The sequence below is a fragment of the Mycobacterium sp. NGS48 genome (assembly GCF_059812585.1).
Window position 1 is genome coordinate 306,223 of the sequence record NZ_JCALCY010000001.1, and the last position, 26,152, is coordinate 332,374.

The window sequence follows — 26,152 nt, forward strand, 5'->3', positions numbered from 1 at the left end:
TGCCCGAAAAGCAGTGCTATCAGACGTCAATCGAGTACTTTGCTGGCGCAGCTGCTCTCGTCGCCGCCCAGCATCCGCCACAAAAATGCGAAGCAGAGCGCGGACTTGAACGCGATCTGCTTGTTGTCGGCCGCGCCGGCGTGGCCGCCCTCGATGTTCTCGTAGTACCAGACCCGGTGCCCGGCCGTTTCCAGTGCGGCGGTCATCTTGCGGGCATGCCCCGGATGCACCCGGTCGTCGCGGGTAGACGTGGTGATCAGCACCGGCGGATACTGCTGGTCAGGCGAAATATGGTGATACGGCGAGTATTCCGAGATGAACTCCCAGTCCGCGGGATCGTCGGGATCGCCGTATTCGGCCATCCAGGACGCCCCGGCCAGAAGTAGGTGGTAGCGCCGCATGTCCAGTAGCGGCACCTGGCACACCAGCGCGCCGAACAGCTGCGGGTATTGGGTCAACATGATGCCCATCAGCAGTCCGCCGTTGCTGCCGCCCTGCGCGCCCAGTTGCGCCACCGTGGTAATGCCGCGGACCACCAGATCGGCTGCCACCGCCGCGAAGTCCTCGGCCACCTTGTGCCGGCCTGCGCGCATCGCCTGGGTGTGCCAGCCCGGACCGTATTCGCCGCCGCCGCGGATGTTGGCCAGCACATAGGTGCCGCCGCGGGCCAGCCACAGCCGGCCCAGCACCCCGTCGTAGCCGGGGGTGCGGGTCACTTCGAATCCGCCGTAGCCACCCAGCAGCGTGGGACCCTTCGCATCGGCGGGCCGTACGACGAAGTAGGGGATCGACGTGCCGTCCAGCGATGACACGAAATGCTGGGTGACGCTGAGGTTCTCGGAGTCGAAAAAGGCCGGGGCGGCCTTGACCTCGTGCAGCGGACCGTCGACGGGTCCCTGCAGCAATCGCGACGGGGTGTCGAATCCGCTGGAGTCCAGGAAAATCTCGTCACCGGTGTCATCGGCCGCCACGATCACGGTGTTGGTATTGGCCGGCACGTCGGTCACCGGACGGCGCTCCCAGCTGCCCGGCGTGACGATCTCGACGCGACTGGCCACATCGGCGAGCGTGACGATCACCAGCCGATCACGCGTCCACGCGTAGTGGTGCAGGCTGGTGTGCTCGTCGGGCTCGAACACCACCCGTAACTCCGCTGTGCCGGCCAGAAATTCGTCATAGCCGGCGGCCAGCAGCGAGCCCGCCCCATACGACGCGCTGCCGGTGAACCAGTCGGTGCGTAATTCGATCAACAGCCACTTCCGGTGCACGGACACCGTCGCGTCGGTCGGCGCGTCGATGCGGATGAACTCTGAACCATCCGGGGAGCCGCGCAGTTCGTAGACCTCGTCGTTGAAGAAGTCGACGGCGCGGTTGACGAAGGTGCGCTCGAAACCCGGTGTGCGGTCGGCTCCCGCCGACACGGCGACATCTGCGCGCGACCCCTCGAAGACGGTTTCGGCGGCCGTCAGTGGCGTGCCGCGGTGCCATCGCTTGACGACCCGCGGGTAGCCTGATTCGGTCAGCGAGTCAGCACCGAAGTCGGTGCCCACCAGCAGGGTATCCGGCTCAAGCCAGCTGACTTGCGACTTGGCTTCCGGCAACTCGAACCCGCCGGTAACGAATTGACATGTCGCCATGTCGAATTCACGAACGATCGCCGCGTCGGAGCCGCCACGGGACAGGTTGACCAGGGCGCGGCTGTGATCGGGTTCGATGACCTGCGCGCCGGCCCACACCCAACTCTCGTCATCGGCGCCGGCCAGCTCGTCGAGATCGATCAGCACATCCCACTCCGGGGCGTCGCTGCGGTAGCTCTCCAAGGTGGTGCGCCGCCACAGACCTCGGGGGTTGGCGGCGTCGCGCCAGAAGTTGTACAGGTATTCGCCGCGGCGCCGCACATACGGGATGCGGGCATCGGTGTCGAGCACCTCCAGAGCTTTGGCGCGCATCTGCTCGAACTGCTCACCGGAGAACTCGTCGACGGTCGGTTCGTTGCGCGCGCGCACCCAGTCCAGCGCGTCGTCGCCGGCGATGTCCTCCAGCCACAGATACGGGTCGTCCAGCTCGTCATCAGGCATGGAAGTCATTGTGACCGCAGCGGTACTGTGAGCTGTGTAACACCGTGAAACGAGGAGTTGATCCGATGACCGTCTACGCACGTCCGGGATCTGCAGACGCGCTGATGAGCTTTGAATCCCGGTACGACAACTTCATCGGGGGCGAGTGGGTGGCGCCGGCCCAGGGCCGCTATTTCGAGAACCCGACGCCGGTGACCGGTCAGACCTTCTGCGAGGTGCCCCGCTCCGACGAAACCGACATCGACAAAGCGCTCGACGCCGCGCACGGTGCCGCACCGGCGTGGGGTAAGACCCCCCCAGCGCAGCGCGCGGCGATCCTGGCCAAGATCGCCGACCGCATCGACGCCAATCGGGACAACCTGGCGCTGGCCGAAGCCTGGGACAACGGCAAACCCATCCGGGAGGCGCTGTCCGCCGATATCCCGTTGGCCGCCGACCATTTCCGGTACTTCGCCGCCGCGATCCGGGCCCAGGAGGGTTCGCTCTCGCAGATCGACGACGACACCGTTGCCTACCACTTCCACGAGCCATTGGGCGTGGTCGGGCAGATCATTCCGTGGAACTTTCCCATCCTGATGGGGGCCTGGAAGCTGGCGCCGGCGATCGCTGCCGGCAACACCGTCGTACTCAAACCGGCGGAGCAGACCCCGGCCTCCATCCTCTACTTGATGAGCCTGATCGGCGACCTGCTGCCGCCGGGTGTGGTCAACGTGGTCAACGGATTCGGCGCTGAGGCGGGCAAGCCGCTGGCGTCGAGCGATCGGATCGCCAAGATCGCATTCACCGGGGAAACCACCACCGGCCGATTGATCATGCAATACGCCAGCCAGAATCTGATCCCGGTCACCCTGGAGCTCGGCGGCAAGAGCCCCAACGTCTTCTTCTCCGATGTGATGGCGGCCAACGACGACTTCCAGGACAAGGCGCTGGAGGGTTTCACCATGTTCGCCCTCAACCAGGGCGAGGTGTGCACCTGCCCGTCGCGCAGCCTGGTCCAGGCCGACATCTACGACGAGTTCCTGGAGCTCGCGGCGATCCGCACCAAGGCGGTGCGGCAGGGCGACCCGCTGGACACCGAGACCATGCTGGGCTCACAGGCTTCCAACGATCAGTTGGAAAAGATCTTGTCCTACATCGAAATCGGCAAGGGCGAAGGCGCCACAGTCGTCACCGGCGGCGAGCGCGCCGAGCTCGGCGGTGACTTGGCGGGCGGCTACTACATGCAGCCGACGATCTTCTCCGGCCACAACAAAATGCGGATCTTCCAGGAAGAGATTTTCGGCCCGGTCGTGGCGGTCACGTCGTTCAACAACTACGACGACGCGATGGGAATTGCCAACGACACCCTCTACGGCCTGGGTGCCGGGGTATGGAGCCGCGACGGCAACACCGCCTACCGCGCCGGCCGCGACATCAAGGCCGGCCGGGTGTGGGTCAACTGCTATCACGTGTATCCACCGCACGCGGCGTTCGGCGGCTACAAGCAATCCGGGTTCGGCCGGGAGTGTCACAAGATGGCGCTCGAGCACTACCAGCAAACCAAGAACCTGATGGTGTCCTACTCAGACAAGGCGCTCGGCTTCTTCTGATGACCGCGCGCCGGCGACGATAGGACGATAGACAGGGCAGTGCGATCTGAAAAGGGCAGGAGGAGCGGCTCCATAACGCACCGCGTGGTGATCACCGCCGCTGCCGCCAACCTGCTGGAGCAGCTGACCCAGCGGCACGGCCCGGTGATGTTCCATCAGTCCGGCGGCTGCTGCGACGGGTCGTCGCCGATGTGCTATCCCGACGGGGATTTCATCGTCGGCGACCGTGACGTGTTGTTGGGCCTGCTTGACGTGGGAGACGGAGTGCCGGTGTGGATCTCCGGCCCGCAGTTTCAGGCATGGAAGCACACCCAGCTCGCGATCGACGTGGTGCGCGGCCGCGGCGGCGGGTTCAGCCTGGAAGCTCCGGAGGGAATGCGATTCCTGTCTCGCGGGCGGGCCTTCACCGACGCCGAGAACACCGAACTGGCCGCCGCACCAGTGATTACCGGCGCCGGCTACGCCCGCGGTCAGCGCCCGCCGGAACGCAGCCCGGTGGTCACCGAGGCCACTGACGCATGCCCAATACCGACGGGACGCGCCGGACCGGTACCGCGGTAGCCAGTAGCCACCGCAGTAACGTGGGAAAGCATGATCCCGCTGCCCCGTCCATGGCTGCTGACCAGCGCGATGCTGGTCGGCACCGCGCTCGGATTGGTGGCCGCTATCGCGGCGACGGTGCTGGTTCGGACACCGGTCCGGCCCGATGTCGTCATCGGGTTGGTGCTCGGGGTGCCCACCGTGATCGGGCTGCTGATGATCCTGCTCTTGAGACGACGCTGGGCCACAGCAGTGGGCGTCTGCGCGCTGGCGCTGGCGCCCGGCTGGTTTGGTGCGCTCGTCGCCATTGAGGTGGTGATGGCTTCTGCCTGACCAGGACCGCGACGGCCGCGAATCGCTGCCGCAGACCGAACCGTACGTGCCGACCTTCGACACCGGTGCACAGCCCTGGGCCGACGAACCGCCGACGTCGGGTCGGCCCCGCCGACGGTGGCGACGAAAACCCAAGCCCGCAGCACCGGATCCATCACCGGCGGAGCCCACGACACAGCTGCCGCCCGCCGTTCCGCCCGAGTCTGCGGTGCCGGCCGGGCCGAGGACCGAGCTGGGAGCGGAGGATGCGCCCTCGATCGAGGCCATTCCGGTGCAGTCGAGCGGCGCACCCGCCGCGCCGCCCGCCGAGTTCGCGTCGGAGCCGATTCCGCCCGCCGCGCATTCCGTGACGGTGCCCGGCCGCTACTACTACCTGAAGTGGTGGCAGCTGGTCCTGGTGATCGTCGCGGTGTGGATCCCGGCAGCGGTGATCGGCGTAGCCCTGTTCTCCTGGTGGTACTCGCTGCCCGACAAAACACCCGCCGTGTTCGTCGTGCTGATCTACGTCGTGGTGTGCACGGTCGTCGGGTTGATGATGGCGATGGTGCCGAGCAGGCCGCTCGTTTCGGCGTTGGCGATCGCGGTGATGTCGGCAGTGTTCGCGTCGGCTGCCGCCGCTTCCCCGTTATACGGTCACTACTACTGCCAGGTGCAGTACCAGCAGGGCGGCCACTGCCTGGCCGGGATCATCCCGTACTGAGCGCCAAGTCACGATTGCATCCCAGCTTCGGTGGGGTCGGCCCCAGTGGTCTATGGTCTACACCGACGGTGTTGAACTGGTCGCCGGACCTCGCCTCACGCCCGTGATACATCACCTACTAGATCGGACGTGACGCGAGATGCTGCGGTACCCGAACCTTCTCTGCTGCGTGCGCTGAACGTCGATGGCTATCACCGACGTACCTGAATACGCCCATTTGAGCGATGCGGACATCAAGGAGCTCGGCGTCGCGCTGGAGGCGATCGGTTGCGAAATCGAGGCTTCGCGCGGTGCCAAGGATCGCGCATACATCAAGCGCGTCATCACTTTTCACCGTTGCCTCGAGGTCGCCGCGAGACTGGCCATCGTCGGGAGCAAAGGCAAGTTCGGCTGGGCGGTCGGAACCACGGCCCTGGCCGCGGCGAAGTGCATCGAGAACATGGAACTCGGCCACAACATTATTCACGGCCAATGGGATTGGATGAACGACCCAGAAATCCATTCCAGTACGTGGGAATGGGACATGGTCGGTCCCTCGTCGCAGTGGCGGTCCTCTCACAACCACCGGCACCACGTGTTTGCGAACGTCGTCGGCGTGGACGAGGACCTTGGATTCCGAATCATGCGAGTGACTCGGGACCAGGACTGGCGACCGGCGGCATTGCTGCAGCCGTTGTACGCGGTGCTGCTGGCGATGGCCTTCGAATGGGGCGTCGCGGTGCACGGCTTGTATTCGGTGCAGGACTATGAAACGACAGAGGCCGGTAAAGCCGCCCACAAACGGGCGCTGGTCCGCAAGATCGCACGCCAAGTCGTCAAGGACTATGTCCTCTTTCCCGCGCTGAGCCTTCGGCGGTGGCGCCGCACGCTCGGGGCCAACGTGGTGGCCAATGGACTGCGCAATGCGTGGGCGTACATCGTGATCGTCTGCGGTCACTTCGCGGACGGAGCGGAGAAGTTCACCCCGTCAGTGCTGGAGAGCGAGACGAAGCCCGAATGGTATCTCCGGCAAATGTTGGGGACCGCGAATTTCCGGGCCGGGTCGGTACTGGCGTTCATGAGTGGCAACCTCTGCTACCAAATCGAGCACCACCTCTTTCCTGGTCTACCGAGCAATCGGTACCCGGAGATCGCCGAACGGGTGCGCGTCTTGTGCGCCGCCTACGACCTGCCCTACACGACCGGGTCGTTGCTTCGCCAGTACCTGCTGACCGTGCGCACCATCTGCAAACTGGCACTGCCGGACCGATTTCTGTCCGCCACCTCCCACGACGCACCAGAGACCGCGTCGGAGGACAAATTCCGCAATGACTCGAAAACTTCCGAATCATCAGGGGTCGGGGGCGATGTGCGACGAAGTGGATTGGCGACCGCAATATTCGCCCGCAGGCATGGGCGCCGTCAGTTGGCCGCCTAATCAAGGCCGGGACGGCCCGTTACTGTAGTGCCGTGACCCACTATGACGTCGTCGTCCTCGGAGCCGGCCCCGGCGGTTACGTCGCCGCGATCCGCGCCGCCCAGCTGGGGTTGAACACCGCAGTCGTCGAACCCAAATACTGGGGGGGAGTGTGCCTCAACGTCGGCTGCATCCCGTCCAAGTCGTTGCTGCGCAACGCCGAACTCGCCCACATCTTCACCAAAGAGGCCAAGACCTTCGGGATCAGCGGCGAGGCCGGGTTCGACTACGGCATTGCCTACGACCGCAGCCGCAAGGTGGCCGACGGCCGGGTTGCCGGTGTGCACTTCCTGATGAAGAAGAACAAGATCGCCGAGATCCACGGATACGGCAGGTTCACCGATGCCAACACGCTGTCGGTCGAGCTCAACGACGGCGGGACCGAACAGGTCACCTTCGACAACGCAATCATTGCGACCGGCAGCAGCACTCGGCTGGTGCCGGGCACGTCGCTGAGCCAGAACGTGGTCACCTACGAGGAGCAGATCCTGTCCCGGGAGCTGCCGGCGTCGATCGTCATCGCCGGGGCCGGTGCCATCGGCATGGAGTTCGGCTACGTACTGGCCAACTACGGGGTCGACGTCACCATCGTCGAATTTTTGCCGCGGGCCCTGCCCAACGAAGACGCCGAAGTGTCCAAGGAGATCGAGAAGCAGTTCAAGAAGCTGGGTGTCAAAGTCCGCACGGGCACCAAGGTGGACTCGATCTCCGACGACGGATCACAGGTGACGGTCACGGTCAGCAAGGACGGCAACACGGAGGAACTCAAGGCCGATAAGGTGTTGCAGGCCATCGGCTTTGCCCCCAATGTGGAAGGTTACGGCCTGGAGGCGGCCGGGGTGGCGCTGACCGATCGCAAAGCGATCGGCATCAACGACTACATGCGGACGTCCGTGTCGCACATCTATGCCATCGGTGATGTCACCGGGCTGCTGCAACTGGCGCACGTCGCGGAGGCGCAGGGCGTCGTCGCCGCCGAAACCATCGCCGGTGCAGAGACTTTGGCGCTTGGCGACTATCGGATGCTGCCGCGTGCGACGTTCTGCCAACCCCAGGTGGCCAGCTTCGGGCTCACCGAGCAGCAGGCCCGCGACGAAGGGTATGACGTCAAAGTCGCCAAGTTCCCGTTCACCGCTAACGGCAAAGCACACGGGCTCGGCGATCCCAGCGGGTTCGTCAAGCTGGTCGCCGACGCGAAATACGGCGAACTGCTCGGCGGGCACCTGATCGGCCATGACGTGTCGGAGTTGCTGCCGGAGCTCACACTGGCGCAGAAGTGGGACCTGACCGCAACTGAGTTGGCGCGCAACGTGCATACGCATCCGACGATGTCCGAGGCGCTGCAGGAATGCTTCCACGGCTTGACCGGTCACATGATCAATTTCTAAACCAGTGGGTACCGAGTCGGTGTGGGGTGTGGTTGGCGGCGCGGCCGTCGGCTACATCGCGTGGTTGGTGGCGATGACGGTCGGCAACGCCGTCACCACGGTGAGCCGCTGGAGCCTGGTCGCGTTGGGACTCTCTGTGCTGTTGGCGATCTGGGCCGTGCTGTGGGGGCGACGGCAACGTGAGCGGCGCAACTACCCGCTGGCCGCGTTTGTGTTCGGCCTACCGATTCTTCCGGTTGTGCTGTCCCTGGCGGTACTGGCCGCCACTTACATGTGATCTGGGTGGTCCAGCGGGATCTCGAGGGCCGACATGGTGGCGGCCAGTCCATCGTATTGTGCTGCCAGCAAGCAGAATTCGATCAATTGGCGGCGATCGAGATGAGCGGATAACTGCTGCCAGACCTCGTCGCTGATCGTGCGGTTGTTGATGAAGTCGTCGGTGGCACGCAGCAGCGCCTGCTGTCGATCGTTAAGGCCCTCGGACGCTTCGGGCCAGCCGAAGATGGCCTCCTGGGTCTGCGCATCCAGCCCGCGCCGGCGTGCGATCGGACGGTGATGTTGCAGCTCGTACTCGCACGCACGTAGATGCGCGACTCGAAGAATCACCAACTCGGTGTCCACCGCCGGCAGCCGGCCGCGTAGCAGTCGGGCCCCGTAAAACGCCCATGCCCAGAACAGCAGTCGACGTTGACCCAGGGTGGTGAACAAATGAAACTCCGGTGCCCGAACCGTACGCGCGCCCAGCTTGGCCAGCACCCAGTTGATCGGGCCCAATTCGCGGAACCGCCCCGACGGGATGCGACCCACCTCGGCACTCACGGTTGCTTCACCAGGTAGGGCGACACCGTGCTGCGGTGCTCATCGAGGTCCAATGCGCGGCCCAGCGCGGGGAACGCCCGCTGGGGACAGTTGTCGCGCTCGCAGACCCGGCAGCCCGCGCCGATCGGTGTGGCGACATCCCCCGACAAGTCGAGTCCTTCCGAGTAGACGAGCCGGTGGGCGTGCCGCAATTCGCAGCCCAGTCCGATCGCGAAGGTTTTACCGGGCTGACCATACCGCGCCGCGCGCCGTTCCACGGTGCGGGCCACCCACAAGTAATTGCGGCCGTCGGGCATCTGAGCGATTTGCACCAAAATCTTGCCGGGATTGGCGAACGTCTCGTAGACATTCCACAGCGGACAGGTCCCGCCGCTGGACGAGAAGTGAAACCCGGTGGCGGACTGACGCTTTGACATGTTGCCCGCGCGGTCGACTCGGACGAACGAGAACGGCACGCCGCGCATCGACGGCCGCTGCAGGGTGGACAGGCGATGCCCGATGGTCTCGTAACTGACGCGGTAGAACGACGAGAGCCGCTCGATGTCGTAGCGGAAATTCTCGGCGCTGTCGTGAAACTGCCGGTAAGGCAATACAGTGGCGGCGGCGAAGTAGTTGGCCAGGCCCAGCCGAGCCAGCTTGCGCGACTCCTCACTGGTGAACTTGCCGTCGGTGACCATGGTGTCGATGAGGTTTCCGAACTCCAGATACGCCAATTCGGCGGCCATCTTGAATACCCGCTGCCCCCACGACAGGTGATTGCTGATATCCAGCGTCTTGGCGTCCGGATCATAGCGATGCAGCACCGCCTCGCCCAGATCGATACGTCGGTTGACGTGCACACCGTGCACGTCGGTGAGCCGGTTGGCCAGCTCGACGGCCAGCTCACCGCGGTGCATCCGCATCCGCACGGTGAGATCCTCTGCCGCCGTATCCAACTCGTGTAGATAGTTCTGGCGCTGGTAGAAGTAGTCGCGCACCTCTTCGTGCGGCATGGTGATCGACCCGCTGCCGCTGCCGTCGGAGAACCGCTCTTCGGTAGCCGCGGCCAGTTGTGCGGTGGTGATCCGGTAGCGCCGGTGCAGGTTGACCATCGCGCGGGCCAACCCAGGATGGGCGCTGACCAGTTCGGCGACCTCGGGCAAGTCGACGTCGATGTCCAAGTCACGGTCCATGGTCACCTCGCGCAGCTCGGCGACCAGCCGGGTGTCGTCCTGAGAGGCGAAGAACGTCGCGTCGACGCCGAAAACCTCGGTGATCCGTAGCAGCACGGCCACCGTCAGAGGTCGTACATCGTGCTCGATCTGGTTGAGGTAACTGGGCGAGATCTCCAGCATCTGGGCCAGCGCCGCCTGGCTGAACCCGCGTTCGCTGCGCAACTGCCGAACGCGCGAGCCGACGAATGTCTTGGACACCCGATCAGGTTACCGGGTTGTGAAGGTGGGCTTCGCAGACTTGGCAGCTGCGTAGATTGGCGCGCCACCTTGCTGGTTTGGCATGATTTGCTGAGGGTGGGGAGTAATCGGGGAGTAAATCGTGAGCCTGGACAAAACATTGATGCCGGTGCCGGACGGGCACCCCGACGTCTTCGACCGGGAATGGCCGCTGCGTGTTGCCGACATCGACCGCGAAGGCCGGCTACGCTTCGATGCGGCCGCCCGGCACATCCAGGACATCGGCCAGGACCACCTGCGCGAACTGGGCTTCGAAGACACCCACCCGTTATGGATAGTCCGGCGCACCGTGGTCGACCTGGTCCGCCCGGTGGAGTTCCAGGACATGCTGCGCATGCGCCGGTGGTGTTCGGGCACGTCCAATCGGTGGTGTGAGATGCGGGTCCGCATCGACGGCCGCAAGGGCGGGCTGATGGAGTCCGAGGCGTTCTGGATCAACATCAATCGCGAAACTCAAGGCCCGGCGCGGATCGCCGACGATTTCATCGCGGGCCTGCGGCGCACGACCAGCGTCGACCGCCTGCGCTGGAAGGCGTATCTGACCGCCGGGGACCGTGAGGACGCCGTCGAAATCCACGAGTATCCGGTCCGGGTCACCGACATCGACTTGTTCAACCACATGAACAACTCGGTGTACTGGAGCGTGATCGAGGACTACCTGTCGTCACACCTGGACATGCTGAAGGCGCCGCTGCGGGTGGCGATCGAGCACGACGCCCCGGTCTCACTGGGCGACAAACTGGAGATCATCTCGCACATCCACCCGCCCGGATCCACCGAGCGATTCGGTGCCGGCCTGGTGGATCGCACTGTTACAACGCTCACATACGCGGTCGGCGACGAGACCAAAGCGGTCGCCGCGCTCTTCGCGCTCTGACCAGCCGCCGGCCCCGCCGGTCTCGGCAAACATGTGCATTGACCTGCGCAATCGGGTTACCGGCGGGTAACTACTGAAACGGTTCAGAAAACCCAGGCTTCGCAAGCTTCGCAAATGGGCGCAAAGTCCTAGCCAAACTTGGCAACTTAAACGGGTGGACCTGCGGAGCTAATCTGTGCCATCTTCGATTTAGCAAACCAGTGAAGCCGCTGCGGAGTTAACAAACCTGGAAACCACTCGGGTCTTTCCGCGGCGGTGACGAACCTCAAGGAGCACCGCAATGTCGACCGTTGGCACGCCGAAGAGCGCCGAGCAAATCCAGCACGACTGGGACACCAACCCGCGGTGGAAGGATGCCACCCGCACCTACAACGCCGAGGATGTGGTGGCGCTGCAGGGCCACGTCGTCGAGGAGAACACGCTGGCTCGCCGGGGCGCCGAGGTGCTCTGGGAGCAGCTGCACGACCTGGAGTACATCAACGCGCTGGGCGCGCTGACCGGAAACATGGCGGTGCAGCAGGTTCGCGCCGGCCTGAAGGCCATCTACCTGTCCGGTTGGCAGGTCGCCGGTGACGCGAACCTGTCCGGTCACACCTACCCCGACCAGAGCCTGTATCCGGCCAATTCGGTGCCGCAGGTCGTGCGCCGGATCAACAACGCGCTGCTGCGCGCCGACCAGATCGCCAAAGTCGAGGGCGACACCTCGGTGAAGAACTGGCTGGCGCCGATCGTCGCCGACGGCGAGGCCGGCTTCGGTGGCGCGCTCAACGTCTTCGAGTTGCAGAAGGCGATGATCGCGGCCGGCGTCGCGGGCTCGCACTGGGAAGACCAGCTGGCCTCCGAGAAGAAGTGCGGCCACCTGGGCGGCAAGGTGCTGATCCCGACCCAGCAGCACATCCGCACGCTGACCTCGGCCCGGCTGGCCGCCGACGTGTGCGACGTCCCCACCGTGGTCATCGCCCGCACCGACGCCGAGGCGGCGACGCTGATCACCTCCGACGTCGACGAGCGCGACCAGCCGTTCATCACCGGTGAGCGCACCCGCGAGGGCTTCTACCGCACCCGCAACGGCATCGACCCGTGCATCGCCCGGGCCAAGGCCTACGCGCCGTTCGCGGACCTGATCTGGATGGAGACCGGCACGCCCGACCTCGAGCTCGCCAAGAAGTTCTCCGAGTCGGTCAAGGCGGAGTTCCCCGACCAGATGCTGGCCTACAACTGCTCGCCGTCGTTCAACTGGCGCAAGCATCTCGACGATGCGACCATCGCCAAGTTCCAAAAGGAGCTTGCCGCAATGGGATTCAAGTTCCAGTTCATCACGCTGGCCGGCTTCCACGCACTCAACTACTCGATGTTCGACCTGGCCTACGGGTATGCCCGCAACCAGATGAGCGCCTACGTCGAGCTGCAGGAGCGCGAGTTCGCGGCCGAGGAGCGGGGCTACACCGCGACCAAGCACCAGCGCGAGGTGGGTGCGGGTTACTTCGACCGCATCGCCACCACCGTCGACCCGACGTCGTCGACGACGGCGCTGACCGGCTCGACCGAAGAGGGCCAGTTCCACTGAGGCCCCCCTTTCGCGCGAGTGTGCGTGTCGGCGGTCGACACGCCGCGCGGAATCCCGGTTCTGCGCACGCTCGCGACCTGAGGACGCCGTCAAGTTGACAGCACAGGCCCCGCCCGGCGATGTTGGGCGGGGCCTGTCGCTGCCATGCGCCCGTCAGGGGCAAAGAAGTGTGAAAGGAACACTGTGTCGATCGAACGAGTAGGTGTCGTCGGAGCCGGACAGATGGGCGCCGGGATCGCGGAGGTGTCCGCACGCGCCGGCGTCAACGTGACGGTCTTCGAAACCACCGAAGCACTCGTGACCGCCGGACGTAATCGCATCGCCAAGTCGTTGGACCGCGGCGTCAGCGCGGGCAAGATCACCGAACGCGAACGTGACGACGCCGCCGCTTTGCTGACCTTCACCACCGACCTCAAGGACCTTGCCGACCGCCAACTCGTGATCGAGGCCGTCATCGAGGACGAGACCGTCAAGGCCGGCTTGTTCGCTGAACTGGACAACACCATCACCGACCCCGAGGCGGTGCTGGCGTCGAACACCTCAAGCATTCCGATCATGAAGCTGGCCGCGGCGACGAAGAACCCGCGGCGAGTGCTCGGGTTGCACTTCTTCAATCCGGTGCCGGTGCTGCCCCTGGTCGAACTGGTCTGCACGCTGGTCACCGACGAAGCCGCCGCAGCCCGCACCGAGCAATTCGCCAGTGAGGTGTTGGGCAAGCAGGTGGTGCGTTGTTCGGACCGGTCCGGCTTCGTGGTGAACGCGCTGCTGGTGCCCTATCTGCTGTCGGCGATCCGGATGGTCGAGGCCGGCTTCGCCAGCGTCGAAGATGTCGACAAGGCCGTGGTTGCCGGGCTCTCCCACCCGATGGGGCCGCTGCGGCTGTCCGACTTGGTCGGCCTGGACACGTGCAAGCTGATCGCCGACAAGATGTTCGAGGAATTCAAGGAGCCGCAGTACGCCCCGCCGCCGCTGCTATTGCGCATGGTCGAGGCGGGCCTGTTGGGCAAAAAATCCGGGCAGGGCTTCTACTCTTACTAGAGCCGGGCATTCCGAACTGACCAGAGTTGCGGTGCGCGCCACATCCTTCGGATGGGGTCGTACCGTCGCTCACAGCTACGGTAAGGTGCTATCCCCAGAGGGTCCAAAGCGTGCGATAGGTAACTGATGGAAATGACGAAACTAAGACCGTACTACGAAGAGTCCCAAGCGATCTACGATCTTTCCGATGAGTTCTTTTCATTGTTCCTTGACCCCACGATGACGTATACCTGCGCATACTTCGAGCGCGACGACATGACGCTCGAAGAAGCCCAGAATGCGAAGCTGGATCTGGCCCTGGACAAGCTGAACCTCGAGCCTGGCATGACGCTGCTCGACGTCGGCTGCGGGTGGGGCGGAGCGCTGGTCCGGGCGGTCGAGAAATACGACGTCAACGTCATCGGCATCACGCTCAGCCGCAATATGTGCGACTACAGCAAGGCCAAACTGGCCAGCATCCCGACGAAGCGCACCGCGGAGGCGCGGCTGCAAGGCTGGGAAGAATTCGACGAGAAGGTCGACCGGATCATCACCGTCGAGGCCTTTGACGCGTTCAAAAAGGAACGGTATGCCGCATTCTTTGAGCGCGCCCGCGACATCATGCCCGACGACGGCCGGATGTTATTGCACAGCCTGTTCACGCATCCATGGACGTATTGGCATGAGCATGACATTCCAGTGACAATGACCGATTTGCGGTTCATGCGGTTCATCAGCCAGGAGATCTTCCCCGGCGGCCAGATGCCCTCCCAAGAGGACATTCTCGAATTTTCACAGGGTGCCGGATTCTCAGTCGAGCAAATCGAGAATTTGCGCCCGCACTACGCACGGACGTTGGACACGTGGGCGGCTAACCTGCAGGCCAATCGCGATCGCGCCATCGCCGTCCAGTCCGAAGCGGTGTACGAACGCTTCATGCGCTACCTGACCGGGTGCGCGGACTTCATGCGGCGGGGCATCACCGACGTCGCGCAATTCACCCTGACCAAATAGCAAAGGTCATGCGCTGCAAAGCGCAAGGCTGAGCAGCCGAGGCTGATCAGCTCAGGCCGACCACCAATGGCGGTTAGGCGGCTTTCTTTTCCATGGTGAACTGGCAGACGTTGGTGTAACCGTCGCGGAACAGCTCGCGGCAGCCGGTCAGGTACTTGATGAAGGTCTCGTACATCTGCTCGCCCTTGAGCTCGATCGCCTCGTCCTTGTGCGCTTCGAGTGCCTTGGCCCACGTGTCCAGGGTGCGGACGTAGTTCTTGCCAATGAAGTGGCGCCGGGTGATGTCGAAACCAGCCTCGGTGGCGTACTTGTCGACGATGTCGACCTGCGGCAAGCGGCCGCCCGGGTAGATCTCTTTGCGGATGAAGCTGATGAACCGCATCAGCGACATCGTCCTCTTCAGCCCGAGCTTTTCGCCCTCCTCGGCCGACGGCACCACGATGGTGTGCAGCAGCATCTTCCCGTCGTCGGGCAACACGTTGTAGCACATTTTGAAGAAGTCGGCGTAGCGCTCGTAGGTGCCGATCCCGTCGGCGAAGTGCTCAAACGCGCCCAGCGACACAATGCGATCGACCGGTTGGTCGAACTCTTCCCAGCCGTGCAGCCGCACCTCTTTGGACCGCGGCGAGTCCATCTCGTCGAATTTTTGCCGGCAGTGCGCCATCTGGTTCTCGCTCAGCGTCAGACCGATGACGTTGACGTCGTACTTCTCGATCGCGTGCCGCATGGTCGAACCCCAGCCACTGCCGATGTCGAGCAGCGTCATGCCGGGCTCCAGCCCCAGCTTGCCCAGAGCCAGGTCACGTTTGGCGTGCTGAGCTTCTTCCAGCGTCGTGGCCCCATCTTCCCAGTACGCGCAGCTGTAGGTCATCGACGGATCGAGCCACAGCTTGAAGAACTCGTTCGACCGGTCATAGTGCGACTGGACGTTGTCGACATCCGGCTTCAGTTCGGTTTCCCCCGTGCCCTTTACCCCACTCATAGGCGCCGACCCTATACGGCCGCTCGAACCCCGGCAATCGTGCCCCCGCAGGATCGAGGACGACCCCGCAGTGAGGGGTAAGTGAGGCTCCGTTCGCGGCGGCGCGAACCACGGCCAGGTTTACGCTTGACCGGTATCAGGCCGGGGTAAGTGGGTGGTATTGGAAGGGCCATCGAGGGAAAGGAACGAAGCAGCGCCATGGCCGAGTTCTCGACCGGAAATGGTTTCCCCGATGTGGTTGTCACCGGTGTCGCAATGACCACCGCCCTCTCAACCGACGCCGACAGCACGTGGAAGAAGCTGCTGGACGGACAGAGCGGAATCCGCAAGCTCGATGATCAATTCGTCGAGCAGTTCGACCTACCGGTTCGTATCGGCGGGCATCTGCTCGAGGATTTCGACCACGAACTGACGCGGGTAGAACTGCGCCGGTTCTTGTTTCTGCAGAAGATGTCGACGGTGCTCGGCCGGCGCGTCTGGGCCAACGCCGGCTCGCCCGACGTCGACGTCACCCGTTTGATGGTCTGCATCGGCACCGGGATGGGTTCGACGGAGGAGATGGTCGTCTTTTACGACGACATGCGCGAGCGTGGTATCCGGGCGATAGGTCCGCTGGGCGTGCAGCAGGCCATGCCCAACGCCGCGGCGGCGGCGGTCGGGCTGGAACGGGGTGCCAAAGCCGGCGTCTCTACCCCGGTATCCGCCGACGCCGCCGGCGCCGAGGCCATCGCCCATGCGTGGCGCAGCATCGTGCTCGGTGAAGCCGACATCGCGATCTGCGGCGGCGTCGAGACCAGAATCGAAGCGGTTCCCAGCGCGGCGTTCAGCCAGTTGGGCCTGCTTTCGACGAACAACGACGACCCCGCCGGTGCGTGCCGTCCGTTCGACCAGGATCGCGACGGATTCGTGTTCGGCGAAGCCGGTGCGCTGCTGGTGGTTGAGACCGAGGACCACGCAAAGGCCCGCGGCGCCAATATCTTTGGCCGGATGATGGGCGCCGGCATCACCTCAGATGGCTACGACATGGTGGCGCCCGATCCCAATGCCGAACGGGCCGGCCACGCGATGACCCGTGCGATCCATCTCGCCGGGCTGACGTCGTCCGACATCGACCACGTCAACGCCCATGCCGCCGGCACCGCAGTCGGAGACCTGGCTGAAGCGAAGGCAATCAATAAGGCGTTGGGCGCCCACCGGCCTGCGGTCTACGCGCCGAAAGCTGCGCTGGGCCATTCGATCGGGGCGGCCGGTGCGGTGGAGTCGATCCTGACCGTATTGGCACTGCGGGACGGCACCGTCCCGCCGACTTTGAACCTGCGCAATCTTGATCCGGATATCGATCTCGATGTGGTGGTCGGTGAGCCGCGACCTGGCCACTACGAGTATGCGATCAGTAATTCGTTCAGTTTTGGCGGTCAAAATGTCGCGCTGGCGTTCGGAAGATATTGAGACCGAAAGTGCGTGGATAGCCGCAGCTTCAGATGGCCCGCAGCAGCGCGCCGATCGCCAGGCCCACCACCAGCAGGGCGCCCACCTGACGCACGTGCACCCAGGCCAATGCCGCATACCACAGCGGCCACACGGGGAACCCCTCCGGCGGCGACTCAGGCGGCGGGCGACGAAAATACGGCCACACCTTGACAAGTCGGGGCAGCGCGAACACGACGAGCAATGCCGGCCAGGGCATCGCTTTCGCCAGTACTGCGGCGACGACCAGGAGATAAAAGCCGGCCATCATTCCCAGCGTGGCCGCACGGGCGCGGGCTTCGCCGAGCATCACCGGCAGCGTGCGAATGCCCAACGGCTCGTCGTAGGGGATTTTGTCGATGTGCTTGCCCATCAGCACCGTCGTGCACAGCAGCCCATAGGGCAGCGACGCCAGCACAACCTCCCAGTCCACCGTCCCGACCGCGGAGTAGTACGTTCCGCAGACCATCAACGGACCCCAGACGACGAAGACGTCGGGCTCGCCTAGCCCGCGCTTCTTCAGCCGCACCGGCGGGGCGGTGTAGGCGACGCTCAGCAGGAAGCCGGACAGCGCAAACGCCACCACCGGCCAACCGCGCGCCCACGTCAGCACGATCAGGATGGCCAGGTCGGCCACATTCACGACGGCGATTGCCACCAGCAGGGTGCGACGACTGACCAGCCCCGAAAGCACCGGATGCGGCGCGTAGAGCGCACGCGGATAGTTTTCGCTGTCGGTGCCGGTCTGCGTGTCGTACAGGTCGTTCATCAAGTTATTCGCGATGTGCGCCAACGTGATTCCGACGATCGCGAGAACCAGCCAGCGCCAATCCAGGTCCGGCTTGCCGATCGCCAACAGCGCGGCGACCAGGCCCGCGAACAGGGTCATCGGCAGCACCGCCGCGCGGGTGACGACGATCCAGCGGGTGACGGTATCGACCGGTCCGTCAGGTGGCGGATTGGTGGTCCGCAATGCGTAAGCCCAGGACCGCAGTCGCGAGCGGGTCTTCACCTCGGACATCACTCGAGACTAGCCCGAGATTAGGGCCTTAGCGCGGGCGGACGGGCACGACCGGCGAGGGATGCGGTTGATTCCGAAAGTCCTCCAGCGACCCGCCGACCTCGACGATCCCGACAAGCGCATTCCAACTCAGCATTGTCAGGTAATCGATCAGCTCGTCGGCACTCATCCGCGGGTTCAGTAACCAGGAGTGGGTGGCCAGTTGCACGCCACCGACGATCATGTACGCCCACGGCTCGACGCCGCCGAGGTCCATCCCCGCCGGCTTCATCCGGCGTCGCAGCATCACGGCGAGCATGCGAGCGATGATCCGTTCGGAGTCGGCGACCACCTTGTTCTTGCCGGCCGAGTTGTTCGCCATCACAAACCGGTAGGGCTCGGGTTCGGCCGCGACGGTGTCGACGTATACCCGGATGATCTCGCGAGTCAGGTCGAAGCCGTCCAGATTCGACGACAGCGCCGCAGCCATGTTGGGGATCAGCGTGATCTGCGCGAACCGCATCATCACCGCGGTCGTCAGGTCGTTCTTGTCGACGAAATATCGGTACAGGACAGTTTTGGAGACCCCGATTTCGCCGGCGATCTCGTCCATGCTCACGTATTGCCCGCGCCGTCGGATTGCCTCGATGGTCCCGTCGATCAACTCATTGCGACGTTCCACCTTGTGCTGGTGCCATCGTCGCTTCCGGCCATCGGTCTTTGGGGTCCCGGCCGGGGCCTGCTGTGCCACTATTGCTGATTCCCATCACTCGACGCCCTCGATACTACTGGTTAGTACTGCTCTGCAGTTGAGGGCGGTAACAGTTACTTCGCGCATTAGATACCTGATAGCGGATGATGGTCTGGTGGTACATCGAGCTAATCCGGCGGCCCGCCCGGCCGTGACGGACTTGATCCCGCTGCCGACGAGGGCGCGCCGAACCGCCGCGTCGCTGGCGGAGTCGTTCGCCGGGGCCGACCCGCAGGCAGACGCTGAGCGGCGCCGGGGACTGCGCCGGATGAAAGTCGTGGCGCTGAGCTTTCTCGTCGGCGCCACCGCGGTCTTCCTGGGTTGCCGGTGGGCCCAGACCGGCGGCACCGCCCCCACGTGGGTGGGTTATGTCGGTGCGGCCGCGGAAGCGGGCATGGTCGGTGCACTGGCGGACTGGTTCGCGGTCACCGCGCTGTTCAAGCATCCGCTCGGTATCCCGATTCCGCACACCGCGATCATCAAGCGCAAAAAAGACCAGCTCGGCGAGAGTCTTGGGACTTTCATCCGGGAGAACTTCCTGTCGCCGCCGGTCGTCGAGACCAAGCTGCGGGATGGTCAGATCGCCGGACGGCTGGGCAAGTGGCTGTCGGAGACCTCTCATGCCCAGCGGGTGGCCACCGAAACGGGCACGGTGCTGCGGGTGCTGGTGGAACTGCTGCGCGACGAGGACGTTCAGCAGGTCATCGACCGGATGATCGTGCGGCGCATCGCCGAGCCGAAATGGGGTCCGCCGGCGGGCCGGGTGCTGTCCACCTTGCTGGCCGAGCACCGGCAGGAGGCGCTCATCCAGTTGCTGGCCGACCGGGCGTTCCAGTGGTCGCTGAACGCCGGAGAGGTGATCCAACGGGTGGTTGAGCGTGACTCGCCAAGCTGGTCGCCGCGGTTCGTCGACCACTTGGTCGGCGATCGCATCCACCGCGAGCTGATGGATTTCACCGACAAGGTACGCCGCGACCCCTTCCACGAGTTGCGTCGCTCGGCCACCCGCTTTCTCTTCGAGTTCGCCGACGATCTGCAGCACGACGAGGCCACCATCGCCCGGGCCGAGGCCGTCAAGGACCAACTGATGGCCCGCGACGAGGTCACCAACGCCGCTGCGACCGCCTGGAAGACGCTGAAACGGCTGGTGCTCGAGGGCGTCGACGATCCGTCCAGTGCGCTGCGTACCCGCATCACCGATGCCGTGGTGCGTATCGGCGAATCGCTTCGCGACGACGCCGACCTGCGCGACAAAGTGGACAACTGGATCGTGCGCGCCGCGCAGCACCTGGTCTCGCAATACGGGGTGGAGATCACCGCCATCATCACCGACACCATCGAGCAGTGGGACGCCCAGGAGGCCAGCCGCCGCATCGAATTGCACGTCGGCCGCGATCTGCAATTCATCCGGATCAACGGCACCGTGGTGGGTTCGCTGGCTGGCCTGGCGATTTATGCGATCGCCCAGCTCATGTTCTGAGTTGTGCTAACTAGTGCTTGCAAAAGTTAGCACTTGGTTCTACTGTAGTGCCCGTCAGCACCGACGACCGACGCCGCCGGGCAAATGAACTAAGGAGCCACTGATGCAGCAGGAGGAGAAACTTGCCGCAGTGGTGTCGACTGCTGCGTCAGACATCGGCAGTTTCATCAGGACGCAGCGCGAGGCGGCGCAGGTGTCGGTGCGGCAGTTAGCGGAGAAGGCCGGTGTCAGCAACCCGTACCTCAGCCAGATCGAGCGTGGCTTGCGTAAACCCTCCGCTGACGTGCTCAACCAGATCGCCAAGGCGCTGCGGGTGTCTGCCGAAGTGCTCTACGTGCAGGCCGGGATTCTTGAGCCCAGCGCGACCAGCGAAGTCCGCGACGCCATCGTTACCGACACGGCGATCAGCGAACGGCAGAAACAGGTTCTGCTCGACATTTACACGTCCTTCGTGCAACAAAACGAAGCCGCCCGTGAGGAGACCAAGTCTGCTGAGCCTGCTTGATGCTGCCTAATCCATGACGTTTGGGTATGCCAAACATCTGTCCGCCAACATGTAAACGATCCACGAAAGGGAAACACCATGGCCGACAACCCGACCATCGACGATCTGAAGGCCCCGCTGCTTGCCGCGCTGGGCGCCGCTGACCTGGCCCTGGCCACCGTCAACGACCTGCTCGCCGAGCTGCGCGAGCGCGCGGGGGAGACCCGCACCGACACCCGCAGTCGCGTCGAGGAGAGCCGCGCCCGCCTGACCAAGCTGCAGGAGGACCTGCCCGAGCAGCTGCGTGAGCTGCGTGAGCGGTTCACCTCCGAGGAGCTGCGCACGGCCGCCGAGGGTTACGTCGAGGCCGCGACCAGTCGCTACAACGAGCTGGTCGAGCGGGGCGAGGCCGCCCTGGCGCGGTTGCGCAGCCAGGCGGGCTTCGAGGACGCGTCGGCCCGGGCCGAGGGGTACGTCGACCAGGCGGTCGAGTTGACCCAGGAGGCGCTGGGCACCGTGGCGACGCAGACCCGCGCGGTCGGCGAGCGTGCCGCCAAGCTGGTCGGCATCGACCTGCCCAAGAAGGAGCAGCCGGCCAAGAAGAGCGCCGCCAAGAAGGCCCCGGCCAAGAAAGCCCCGGCCAAGAAGAGCGCCGCCAAGAAGGTTCCGGCCAAGAAGGCTCCGGCCAAGAAGGTCACCCAGAAGTAAGCGGCTTCACCCACCACTCGACTCCGAGTTGCCCCTGCTGGGGTGACTCGGAGTCGACGTTTTTATGGGCGTCCGCATACGCTTACAGGGTGATGCTCCAAGGTTTGGTCGGCACGATCCTGATGATCGTGCAAGTCGCCGTAGTGGTGACGTCCGTCTATGCGTTCGTGCACGCGGCAATGCAGCGCCCTGACGCCTACACCGCGGCGGGCAAGCTCACCAAGCCGGCGTGGCTGGGAATCCTGGGCGCCGGTATCGTAGCGGCCACCCTGCTGGTTTTCCTTCTCGGCGTGCTGGGTCTGGCCGCCGCTGCCTGTGCGTCGGGTATCTACCTGGTCGACGTTCGGCCCAAACTTCTTGAAGTTCAAGGTAAATCGCGCTAGTCGGATGCGAGCGCTCGCTGTGCCGGCGGCGGCACTTCCCGCGCTGCTGATCGCCGCGCCGGTGGCCGCCGACCCGGGCGCTGCGGGGCCGTCGACGCCCGGATACGCACCGCCGTTTGTGGACCACGCCGAATGGGTGCAATGGGGCCGGCAGTCCAGCCTGCGCGTCTACCCGACCGCGGCGGCGCGCGCCGCTGCCAGGCAGGCCGTCACCGACAACGCGGCCACTGACGAAGCCTGGTTCGAGGTCGTGAGCCGAGCGCCCAACGCCGACACCCCTGGTATGCGCGAACAGTTTGTGTGCCACTGGCAGGTGGCGGAGTTCGTACAGCCCGGTAAGACCAGCTGGAATCTGGAGCCGTGGCGGCCGGTTGTCGACCCGACCGAGATGATCGGTTCCGGCTGCAACCCCGGCGGCTGGGAAGGACCGTTCTAGTGCCGAGCCGACCGACCCGCCGGCAGGTGGCGGCGCTCGTCGACCACACGCTGCTCAAACCGGAAGCCACCGCCGCCGACGTGGCCGCTGTCGTCGCCGAAGCGGTCGAATTGGGCGTCTGCGCCGTCTGTGTCTCTGCGTCGATGGTCCCGATCGCAGTCCGCGCAGGCGATGTCCGGGTAGCCGCCGTCGCCGGTTTTCCGTCCGGTAAGCATCTGGCAGAAGTGAAGGCCCGCGAAGCGGCCCTGGCGGTGGCTTCCGGTGCCAGCGAGATCGACATGGTGATCGACGTCGGCGCGGCCGTTGGCGGTGACGTCGACGCCGTGCGATCGGAGATCGCCGCCGTGCGCGCCGCGGTGCCAACCGCGCTGCTCAAGGTGATCGTGGAGTCAGCTGCTCTGCTGGCACTGGCCGATGAGCGCATGCTGGTCGCGGTCTGCCGCGCTGCCGAGGACGCCGGCGCCGACTTCGTCAAAACCTCGACCGGCTTTCATCCGGCCGGTGGCGCGTCGGCGGCCGCTGTGGCACTGATGGCCGACGCCGTCGGTGGACGCCTCGGGGTCAAAGCCAGCGGCGGCATCCGCACTGCCGCTGACGCGATCACCATGCTCGACGCGGGCGCCACTCGACTCGGCTTGTCTGGCACCCGCGCCGTGCTCGACGGGCTGGACTAGAGGTTGTCGAAGCAGGAGTCCTGACTGGACGACGACGCCGGGATAGCCGCGTTTTGCGTCGAGAACGTGGCCTCGACTCCCGAATCGGTGACCTTCACGCTGTCGGCGTGGATACCCAGCGGGTAATTCTTGGTCGCCTTGGAGGTGAGGTCGTCGAGGTTCTTTTGCACCGTATCCGTCGACATCGTGGAGCCCAGCGCTTTCAGGTCGACCACCTGCAGCGAAACCCCGTTGTCGGCGAGCTGCGGCTTGACGGTGGCACTGTCCAGCAGGCCCTTCAGTTTGATGGTCCCGTCGCTCGGATTGGCGGTGACTTTGCTGGTCACCAGGTTGCCGATTACCGGGATGGCGTCCTGGATCGACTCTTTGATGCCGTCCGTCGACCAAGTGATCGTGCCGTTGAGCGACCCGATTGTGCCCTTGGAATTGCCGCTGCCGTTCAGGTTGACGTCATGGATGTTCAGGTTGAGCGTCATGCCCTTGGCGCTGCGGATCTGATTGCCGGCGGTCTGCACGGAGATGTTGGTGTAGTGGCTGTTGATGTACTGCCACAGCACCGGCGGCGTGGCGGCGAAGGACACCTTGGCGCTGTCCTGCACCTCGCACTGCACCGCGTTGGCCACCTTGCTGTCGGCGGTGTGGCGGGTGTACAACTCGGCGCCGATCAGTCCGGCGAACACCACGAGCAGCACAATCACCAGGATCAGCAGGATCGACGTCCGATTGCCGGAAAATCGGGTTAACACGTTCATTGGCTTGCTTTTGGGCTCTTTGGACTCCGCTGGGGTGGGCAGCTTCGTGGTGGCCGGCTCCGGTCGGTTGGGCCCCGGGGCCGGTTGGCGCGCTTGAGGTTGCGGCGGACGCCCCGGCTGTTGATGCGGTGGCGGCCCGGCCTGCCGCGGCGGCGGGGGAGGCGGACCGGTTGGCTGCGGCCGGTTCGGCGGGGGCGGCGGCTGCGGGCGCCCCCGCCGGGGAATTCGTTCGGTGGGGGATTGGGAGGGGCCTGGACCTGGCCGCGGCCGACCAGACGGCCCTGACGGGCGAGCCCATTTTGACGGGTCGCCGCCCGAAGGTCCTTGCGGTGTCGTCACCAGCGCGATTGTGCCTTACCGAGCTGAACGAAATCTGAAAATGGTCACAGGTTCGCGAAGCAGGGATCGGATTGCCCGGGTGGGATAGCGGCGTCGCGCGTCGAAAAGTGGGCCGCCACACCATCTTCGGTGACTTGCACGCTGTCGGCATGGATACCCAACGGATAGTTGTTGGTCAGCCGGGAGGCGAAGATGTCCAGCGCCGATTGCGCGGTCTCGCTTGGCACCGTGACGCCCATCGCGGCGACTCTGACGACCTGCAGCCATAGCCCGTTGTCGGCGACCTGCGGTTTGACGGTGACGCTGCCCAGGCCCAGCCCGCCGTTGAGTTCGATCGTGCCGGCACTGGGGTTGGTGGCGACGCTGTTGACCAGGCCGCCCACGAAGGGAATGGAATCCGCCACGGTTTCCTTGATGCCGTCGGACGTCCAGGTGATGCTGGCGTCCAGCGACCCGATTGTGCCCTTCGAGTTCGCGTCGCCGTGCAGGTCGACGTCATCGATCAGGATGTCGGCCTTCATCCCCTTGGCGTCACGGACCTGGTTGCCTGCGGTGTGAATCGAGATATCCCGATAGTGGCCCATGATGTGCTGCAGCAAAAACGGAGTGGGACCGAACGACACGCTGACCTTGTCGTGCACAACGCATTCGGTCGCCGCGGCCACCACACTGTCGGCCCGATGGCGAGCGTAGATTTCGCCACCGACCAGCCCGGCGATCGTCAGCGCGACCACGATCACGAGCACCAAAACGACCGAAACCGGGTCGCGCAGCCAACGGCGCCTGTTCTTCACTGGTGCGCCCTCCGACGGCGGCAGTCGCGACGTTGACTCGGTGGGGGCGTCCTCCGAGTAAGGGGGCTGAATCCCGGCAGTCGGCTGGTCGTGGACCGGCGGCGGCGAGTCGGCCTGATCCGGTGGGGACGGTTGCGCAGAACCACCTTCACTGCCGGGGCGAGCCCATATCGACGGGCCGTTGTGCGGTGGTTCCTGCGGATTCGTCACCCGGGCGATTCTGCCTCATCGGCGTCAGCGAAGTCGGCCTGGTTGCGCAGCACCGCGATGGTGTCACGGGCGGCTTGCACGCGGTCCAGGTCGATATCGGCGACCAGCAGCTGCGGGTCGGCGGCTGCGGCGGCCACGACCTCGCCGAACGGCGAGACCACCAGGCTGCCGCCCACTCCGGTCGGGGCGCCCGAGCCGCTCAGTTGCCGGCCGGGGTCGGCCTGCCCGGCCGCGACGACGTAGCTGGTGGAGTCCAGCGCGCGGGCGCGGGCCAGCAACGTCCATTGCTCGAGCTTTCCCGGGCCGGAACCCCACGACGCGGCGACGGCGATCAGCTGAGCGCCGCGGCGCGCCAGCGCTGTGTACAGCTGGGGAAACCGGATGTCGTAACAGGTGGTCAGCCCCACCCCGATCCCGTCGACGTCGATCAGCACCGGTTCACGGCCCGGCGCGACGGTGCGCGACTCGGTGAATCCAAAGGCGTCGTAGAGGTGGATCTTGTCGTAGTGGGTATCGGTGCCCGGGCCGGCCGCGAGCAACGTGTTGGTGACCCGGCCGTCGTCGGCGGGGGTGAACATGCCGGCGATCACGGTGATGCCCGTGTCGGCGGCGATCCGGCGCACACCGTCGGCCCACGGCCCGTCGACCGGCTCGGCGACCGGCGCCAGCGGCACACCGAACCGGCACATCGTGGCCTCCGGAAACACCACCAGCGCCGCGCCGGCGTCGGCGGCGCGGCCGGTGTAGTCGTCCACCAGCTGCAGGTTGGCTGCCGGGTCGGTGCCACTGAGGATCTGGGCAGCCGCAATCCGCATGCCTGCCAGCCTAAAACCTTGCCGAACGTCGACTTGTCGGGCAGAAAT

General features: G+C 65.1%; 27 protein-coding genes. 18 read left to right on the forward strand and 9 right to left on the reverse strand.

Features of this window, described 5'->3' with window-relative positions; genetic code table 11:
- Positions 1-26 precede the first annotated feature (26 nt).
- Positions 27-2,087, reverse strand: a complete 2,061-nt coding sequence (locus tag AC5Y42_RS01455) for a prolyl oligopeptidase family serine peptidase (RefSeq protein ID WP_499895229.1) — start codon at positions 2,085-2,087, stop codon at positions 27-29.
- Between the two features lie 56 nt (positions 2,088-2,143).
- On the opposite strand from AC5Y42_RS01455, the gene exaC reads away from it, so the two are divergent.
- The 7 genes from exaC (at position 2,144) to AC5Y42_RS01490 (ending at position 8,361) form a co-directional block, all read left to right on the forward strand.
- Complete coding sequence (gene exaC, locus AC5Y42_RS01460) at positions 2,144-3,667, forward strand: acetaldehyde dehydrogenase ExaC (protein WP_499895230.1); 1,524 nt, start codon at positions 2,144-2,146, stop codon at positions 3,665-3,667.
- 84 nt (positions 3,668-3,751) lie between these two features.
- The gene (locus AC5Y42_RS01465; protein ID WP_499895231.1) at positions 3,752-4,228 is read left to right on the forward strand and encodes a DUF779 domain-containing protein; all 477 of its coding nucleotides are present in this window, start codon (positions 3,752-3,754) and stop codon (positions 4,226-4,228) included.
- Between the two features lie 30 nt (positions 4,229-4,258).
- A complete protein-coding gene (locus AC5Y42_RS01470) occupies positions 4,259-4,540 on the forward strand; it encodes a putative holin (protein WP_499895233.1) in 282 nt (93 codons plus the stop codon).
- Between the two features lie 46 nt (positions 4,541-4,586).
- Positions 4,587-5,240: a hypothetical protein gene (locus tag AC5Y42_RS01475; protein WP_499895234.1), complete on the forward strand. Its 654-nt coding sequence runs from the start codon at positions 4,587-4,589 to the stop codon at positions 5,238-5,240.
- Between the two features lie 184 nt (positions 5,241-5,424).
- Positions 5,425-6,657: a fatty acid desaturase family protein gene (locus tag AC5Y42_RS01480; RefSeq protein WP_499895236.1), complete on the forward strand. Its 1,233-nt coding sequence runs from the start codon at positions 5,425-5,427 to the stop codon at positions 6,655-6,657.
- A 32-nt stretch (positions 6,658-6,689) separates the two neighbouring features.
- The gene (gene lpdA / locus AC5Y42_RS01485) at positions 6,690-8,084 is read left to right on the forward strand and encodes a dihydrolipoyl dehydrogenase (RefSeq protein ID WP_499895238.1); all 1,395 of its coding nucleotides are present in this window, start codon (positions 6,690-6,692) and stop codon (positions 8,082-8,084) included.
- Between the two features lie 4 nt (positions 8,085-8,088).
- Entirely contained in the window at positions 8,089-8,361 is a 273-nt protein-coding gene (locus tag AC5Y42_RS01490; RefSeq protein WP_499895239.1) for a hypothetical protein, read from the forward strand.
- Here AC5Y42_RS01490 and AC5Y42_RS01495 read toward each other — a convergent pair.
- Positions 8,352-8,903 (reverse strand): carboxymuconolactone decarboxylase family protein, encoded by a 552-nt coding sequence (locus AC5Y42_RS01495; RefSeq protein ID WP_499895241.1) that lies wholly within the window; start codon positions 8,901-8,903, stop codon positions 8,352-8,354. The genes AC5Y42_RS01490 and AC5Y42_RS01495 overlap by 10 nt on opposite strands.
- Positions 8,900-10,315, reverse strand: coding sequence for an acetate metabolism transcriptional regulator RamB (ramB, locus tag AC5Y42_RS01500; protein WP_499895243.1), 1,416 nt, complete (start codon positions 10,313-10,315; stop codon positions 8,900-8,902). The genes AC5Y42_RS01495 and ramB overlap by 4 nt, the downstream gene beginning before the upstream one ends.
- A 121-nt stretch (positions 10,316-10,436) precedes the next feature.
- On the opposite strand from ramB, the gene AC5Y42_RS01505 reads away from it, so the two are divergent.
- The 4 genes from AC5Y42_RS01505 to AC5Y42_RS01520 all read left to right on the forward strand — a co-directional run bounded on the left by AC5Y42_RS01505 (position 10,437) and on the right by AC5Y42_RS01520 (position 14,829).
- Positions 10,437-11,231, forward strand: coding sequence for an acyl-ACP thioesterase domain-containing protein (locus AC5Y42_RS01505; RefSeq protein WP_499895245.1), 795 nt, complete (start codon positions 10,437-10,439; stop codon positions 11,229-11,231).
- 280 nt (positions 11,232-11,511) lie between these two features.
- The gene (gene aceA, locus AC5Y42_RS01510; protein WP_499895246.1) at positions 11,512-12,798 is read left to right on the forward strand and encodes an isocitrate lyase; all 1,287 of its coding nucleotides are present in this window, start codon (positions 11,512-11,514) and stop codon (positions 12,796-12,798) included.
- Between the two features lie 144 nt (positions 12,799-12,942).
- On the forward strand, positions 12,943-13,836 hold the full coding sequence (locus AC5Y42_RS01515; protein ID WP_499895248.1) for a 3-hydroxybutyryl-CoA dehydrogenase: 894 nt from the start codon (positions 12,943-12,945) through the stop codon (positions 13,834-13,836).
- Between the two features lie 132 nt (positions 13,837-13,968).
- Positions 13,969-14,829: a cyclopropane mycolic acid synthase family methyltransferase gene (locus AC5Y42_RS01520; RefSeq protein WP_499895250.1), complete on the forward strand. Its 861-nt coding sequence runs from the start codon at positions 13,969-13,971 to the stop codon at positions 14,827-14,829.
- A gap of 73 nt (positions 14,830-14,902) precedes the next feature.
- Here the strand turns inward: AC5Y42_RS01520 and AC5Y42_RS01525 are convergent, their stop codons facing one another.
- Positions 14,903-15,811 carry a cyclopropane mycolic acid synthase family methyltransferase gene (locus AC5Y42_RS01525; RefSeq protein WP_499895251.1) on the reverse strand — a complete coding sequence of 303 codons (909 nt, stop codon included), beginning with the start codon at positions 15,809-15,811 and terminating at the stop codon, positions 14,903-14,905.
- 198 nt (positions 15,812-16,009) lie between these two features.
- Between AC5Y42_RS01525 and AC5Y42_RS01530 the strand changes: the two genes are divergently transcribed.
- Positions 16,010-17,260 carry a KasA/KasB family beta-ketoacyl-ACP synthase gene (locus AC5Y42_RS01530; protein WP_499895252.1) on the forward strand — a complete coding sequence of 417 codons (1,251 nt, stop codon included), beginning with the start codon at positions 16,010-16,012 and terminating at the stop codon, positions 17,258-17,260.
- Between the two features lie 28 nt (positions 17,261-17,288).
- On the opposite strand, the gene AC5Y42_RS01535 is transcribed toward AC5Y42_RS01530, so the two are convergent.
- Positions 17,289-18,299: a prenyltransferase gene (locus tag AC5Y42_RS01535; RefSeq protein WP_499895254.1), complete on the reverse strand. Its 1,011-nt coding sequence runs from the start codon at positions 18,297-18,299 to the stop codon at positions 17,289-17,291.
- A gap of 28 nt (positions 18,300-18,327) precedes the next feature.
- A complete protein-coding gene (locus tag AC5Y42_RS01540; RefSeq protein WP_499895255.1) occupies positions 18,328-19,029 on the reverse strand; it encodes a TetR/AcrR family transcriptional regulator in 702 nt (233 codons plus the stop codon).
- 112 nt (positions 19,030-19,141) lie between these two features.
- On the opposite strand from AC5Y42_RS01540, the gene AC5Y42_RS01545 reads away from it, so the two are divergent.
- The 6 genes from AC5Y42_RS01545 to deoC all read left to right on the forward strand — a co-directional run bounded on the left by AC5Y42_RS01545 (position 19,142) and on the right by deoC (position 23,194).
- Entirely contained in the window at positions 19,142-20,509 is a 1,368-nt protein-coding gene (locus AC5Y42_RS01545; protein ID WP_499895824.1) for a DUF445 domain-containing protein, read from the forward strand.
- Positions 20,510-20,612: 103 nt separating this feature from the next.
- Positions 20,613-21,014 (forward strand): helix-turn-helix domain-containing protein, encoded by a 402-nt coding sequence (locus AC5Y42_RS01550; RefSeq protein WP_499887351.1) that lies wholly within the window; start codon positions 20,613-20,615, stop codon positions 21,012-21,014.
- A gap of 78 nt (positions 21,015-21,092) precedes the next feature.
- Positions 21,093-21,701 carry a heparin-binding hemagglutinin gene (locus AC5Y42_RS01555; protein ID WP_499895256.1) on the forward strand — a complete coding sequence of 203 codons (609 nt, stop codon included), beginning with the start codon at positions 21,093-21,095 and terminating at the stop codon, positions 21,699-21,701.
- A gap of 92 nt (positions 21,702-21,793) precedes the next feature.
- Positions 21,794-22,084 carry a DUF2516 family protein gene (locus AC5Y42_RS01560; RefSeq protein ID WP_499895826.1) on the forward strand — a complete coding sequence of 97 codons (291 nt, stop codon included), beginning with the start codon at positions 21,794-21,796 and terminating at the stop codon, positions 22,082-22,084.
- Between the two features lie 4 nt (positions 22,085-22,088).
- Positions 22,089-22,520, forward strand: a complete 432-nt coding sequence (locus tag AC5Y42_RS01565) for a DUF2599 domain-containing protein (RefSeq protein ID WP_499895258.1) — start codon at positions 22,089-22,091, stop codon at positions 22,518-22,520.
- Complete coding sequence (gene deoC / locus AC5Y42_RS01570) at positions 22,520-23,194, forward strand: deoxyribose-phosphate aldolase (protein WP_499895259.1); 675 nt, start codon at positions 22,520-22,522, stop codon at positions 23,192-23,194. Before AC5Y42_RS01565 ends, deoC begins: the two co-directional genes overlap by 1 nt.
- Here deoC and AC5Y42_RS01575 read toward each other — a convergent pair.
- From AC5Y42_RS01575 to AC5Y42_RS01585, 3 genes are all read right to left on the reverse strand, one after another.
- Positions 23,191-23,946 (reverse strand): LmeA family phospholipid-binding protein, encoded by a 756-nt coding sequence (locus AC5Y42_RS01575; RefSeq protein WP_499895260.1) that lies wholly within the window; start codon positions 23,944-23,946, stop codon positions 23,191-23,193. The genes deoC and AC5Y42_RS01575 overlap by 4 nt on opposite strands.
- A gap of 383 nt (positions 23,947-24,329) precedes the next feature.
- Positions 24,330-25,289 carry an LmeA family phospholipid-binding protein gene (locus tag AC5Y42_RS01580; RefSeq protein WP_499895261.1) on the reverse strand — a complete coding sequence of 320 codons (960 nt, stop codon included), beginning with the start codon at positions 25,287-25,289 and terminating at the stop codon, positions 24,330-24,332.
- Positions 25,286-26,104 (reverse strand): carbon-nitrogen hydrolase family protein, encoded by an 819-nt coding sequence (locus AC5Y42_RS01585; RefSeq protein ID WP_499895263.1) that lies wholly within the window; start codon positions 26,102-26,104, stop codon positions 25,286-25,288. Before AC5Y42_RS01585 ends, AC5Y42_RS01580 begins: the two co-directional genes overlap by 4 nt.
- Between the last annotated feature and the right edge of the window lie 48 nt (positions 26,105-26,152).

Bases quoted from the DNA above. Each gene is read 5' to 3' on its own strand.
- AC5Y42_RS01565 (WP_499895258.1), top strand. From the start codon at position 22,089: ATGCGAGCGCTCGCTGTGCCGGCGGCGGCACTTCCCGCGCTGCTGATC.
- exaC (WP_499895230.1), top strand. From the start codon at position 2,144: ATGACCGTCTACGCACGTCCGGGATCTGCAGACGCGCTGATGAGCTTT.
- AC5Y42_RS01525 (WP_499895251.1), bottom strand. From the start codon at position 15,811: ATGAGTGGGGTAAAGGGCACGGGGGAAACCGAACTGAAGCCGGATGTC.
- AC5Y42_RS01455 (WP_499895229.1), bottom strand. From the start codon at position 2,087: ATGACTTCCATGCCTGATGACGAGCTGGACGACCCGTATCTGTGGCTG.
- AC5Y42_RS01585 (WP_499895263.1), bottom strand. From the start codon at position 26,104: ATGCGGATTGCGGCTGCCCAGATCCTCAGTGGCACCGACCCGGCAGCC.
- AC5Y42_RS01480 (WP_499895236.1), top strand. From the start codon at position 5,425: ATGGCTATCACCGACGTACCTGAATACGCCCATTTGAGCGATGCGGAC.
- AC5Y42_RS01470 (WP_499895233.1), top strand. From the start codon at position 4,259: ATGATCCCGCTGCCCCGTCCATGGCTGCTGACCAGCGCGATGCTGGTC.
- AC5Y42_RS01520 (WP_499895250.1), top strand. From the start codon at position 13,969: ATGACGAAACTAAGACCGTACTACGAAGAGTCCCAAGCGATCTACGAT.
- AC5Y42_RS01530 (WP_499895252.1), top strand. From the start codon at position 16,010: ATGGCCGAGTTCTCGACCGGAAATGGTTTCCCCGATGTGGTTGTCACC.
- AC5Y42_RS01515 (WP_499895248.1), top strand. From the start codon at position 12,943: ATGCGCCCGTCAGGGGCAAAGAAGTGTGAAAGGAACACTGTGTCGATC.
- AC5Y42_RS01560 (WP_499895826.1), top strand. From the start codon at position 21,794: ATGCTCCAAGGTTTGGTCGGCACGATCCTGATGATCGTGCAAGTCGCC.
- AC5Y42_RS01535 (WP_499895254.1), bottom strand. From the start codon at position 18,299: ATGTCCGAGGTGAAGACCCGCTCGCGACTGCGGTCCTGGGCTTACGCA.
- aceA (WP_499895246.1), top strand. From the start codon at position 11,512: ATGTCGACCGTTGGCACGCCGAAGAGCGCCGAGCAAATCCAGCACGAC.
- AC5Y42_RS01550 (WP_499887351.1), top strand. From the start codon at position 20,613: ATGCAGCAGGAGGAGAAACTTGCCGCAGTGGTGTCGACTGCTGCGTCA.
- AC5Y42_RS01555 (WP_499895256.1), top strand. From the start codon at position 21,093: ATGGCCGACAACCCGACCATCGACGATCTGAAGGCCCCGCTGCTTGCC.
- AC5Y42_RS01575 (WP_499895260.1), bottom strand. From the start codon at position 23,946: ATGAACGTGTTAACCCGATTTTCCGGCAATCGGACGTCGATCCTGCTG.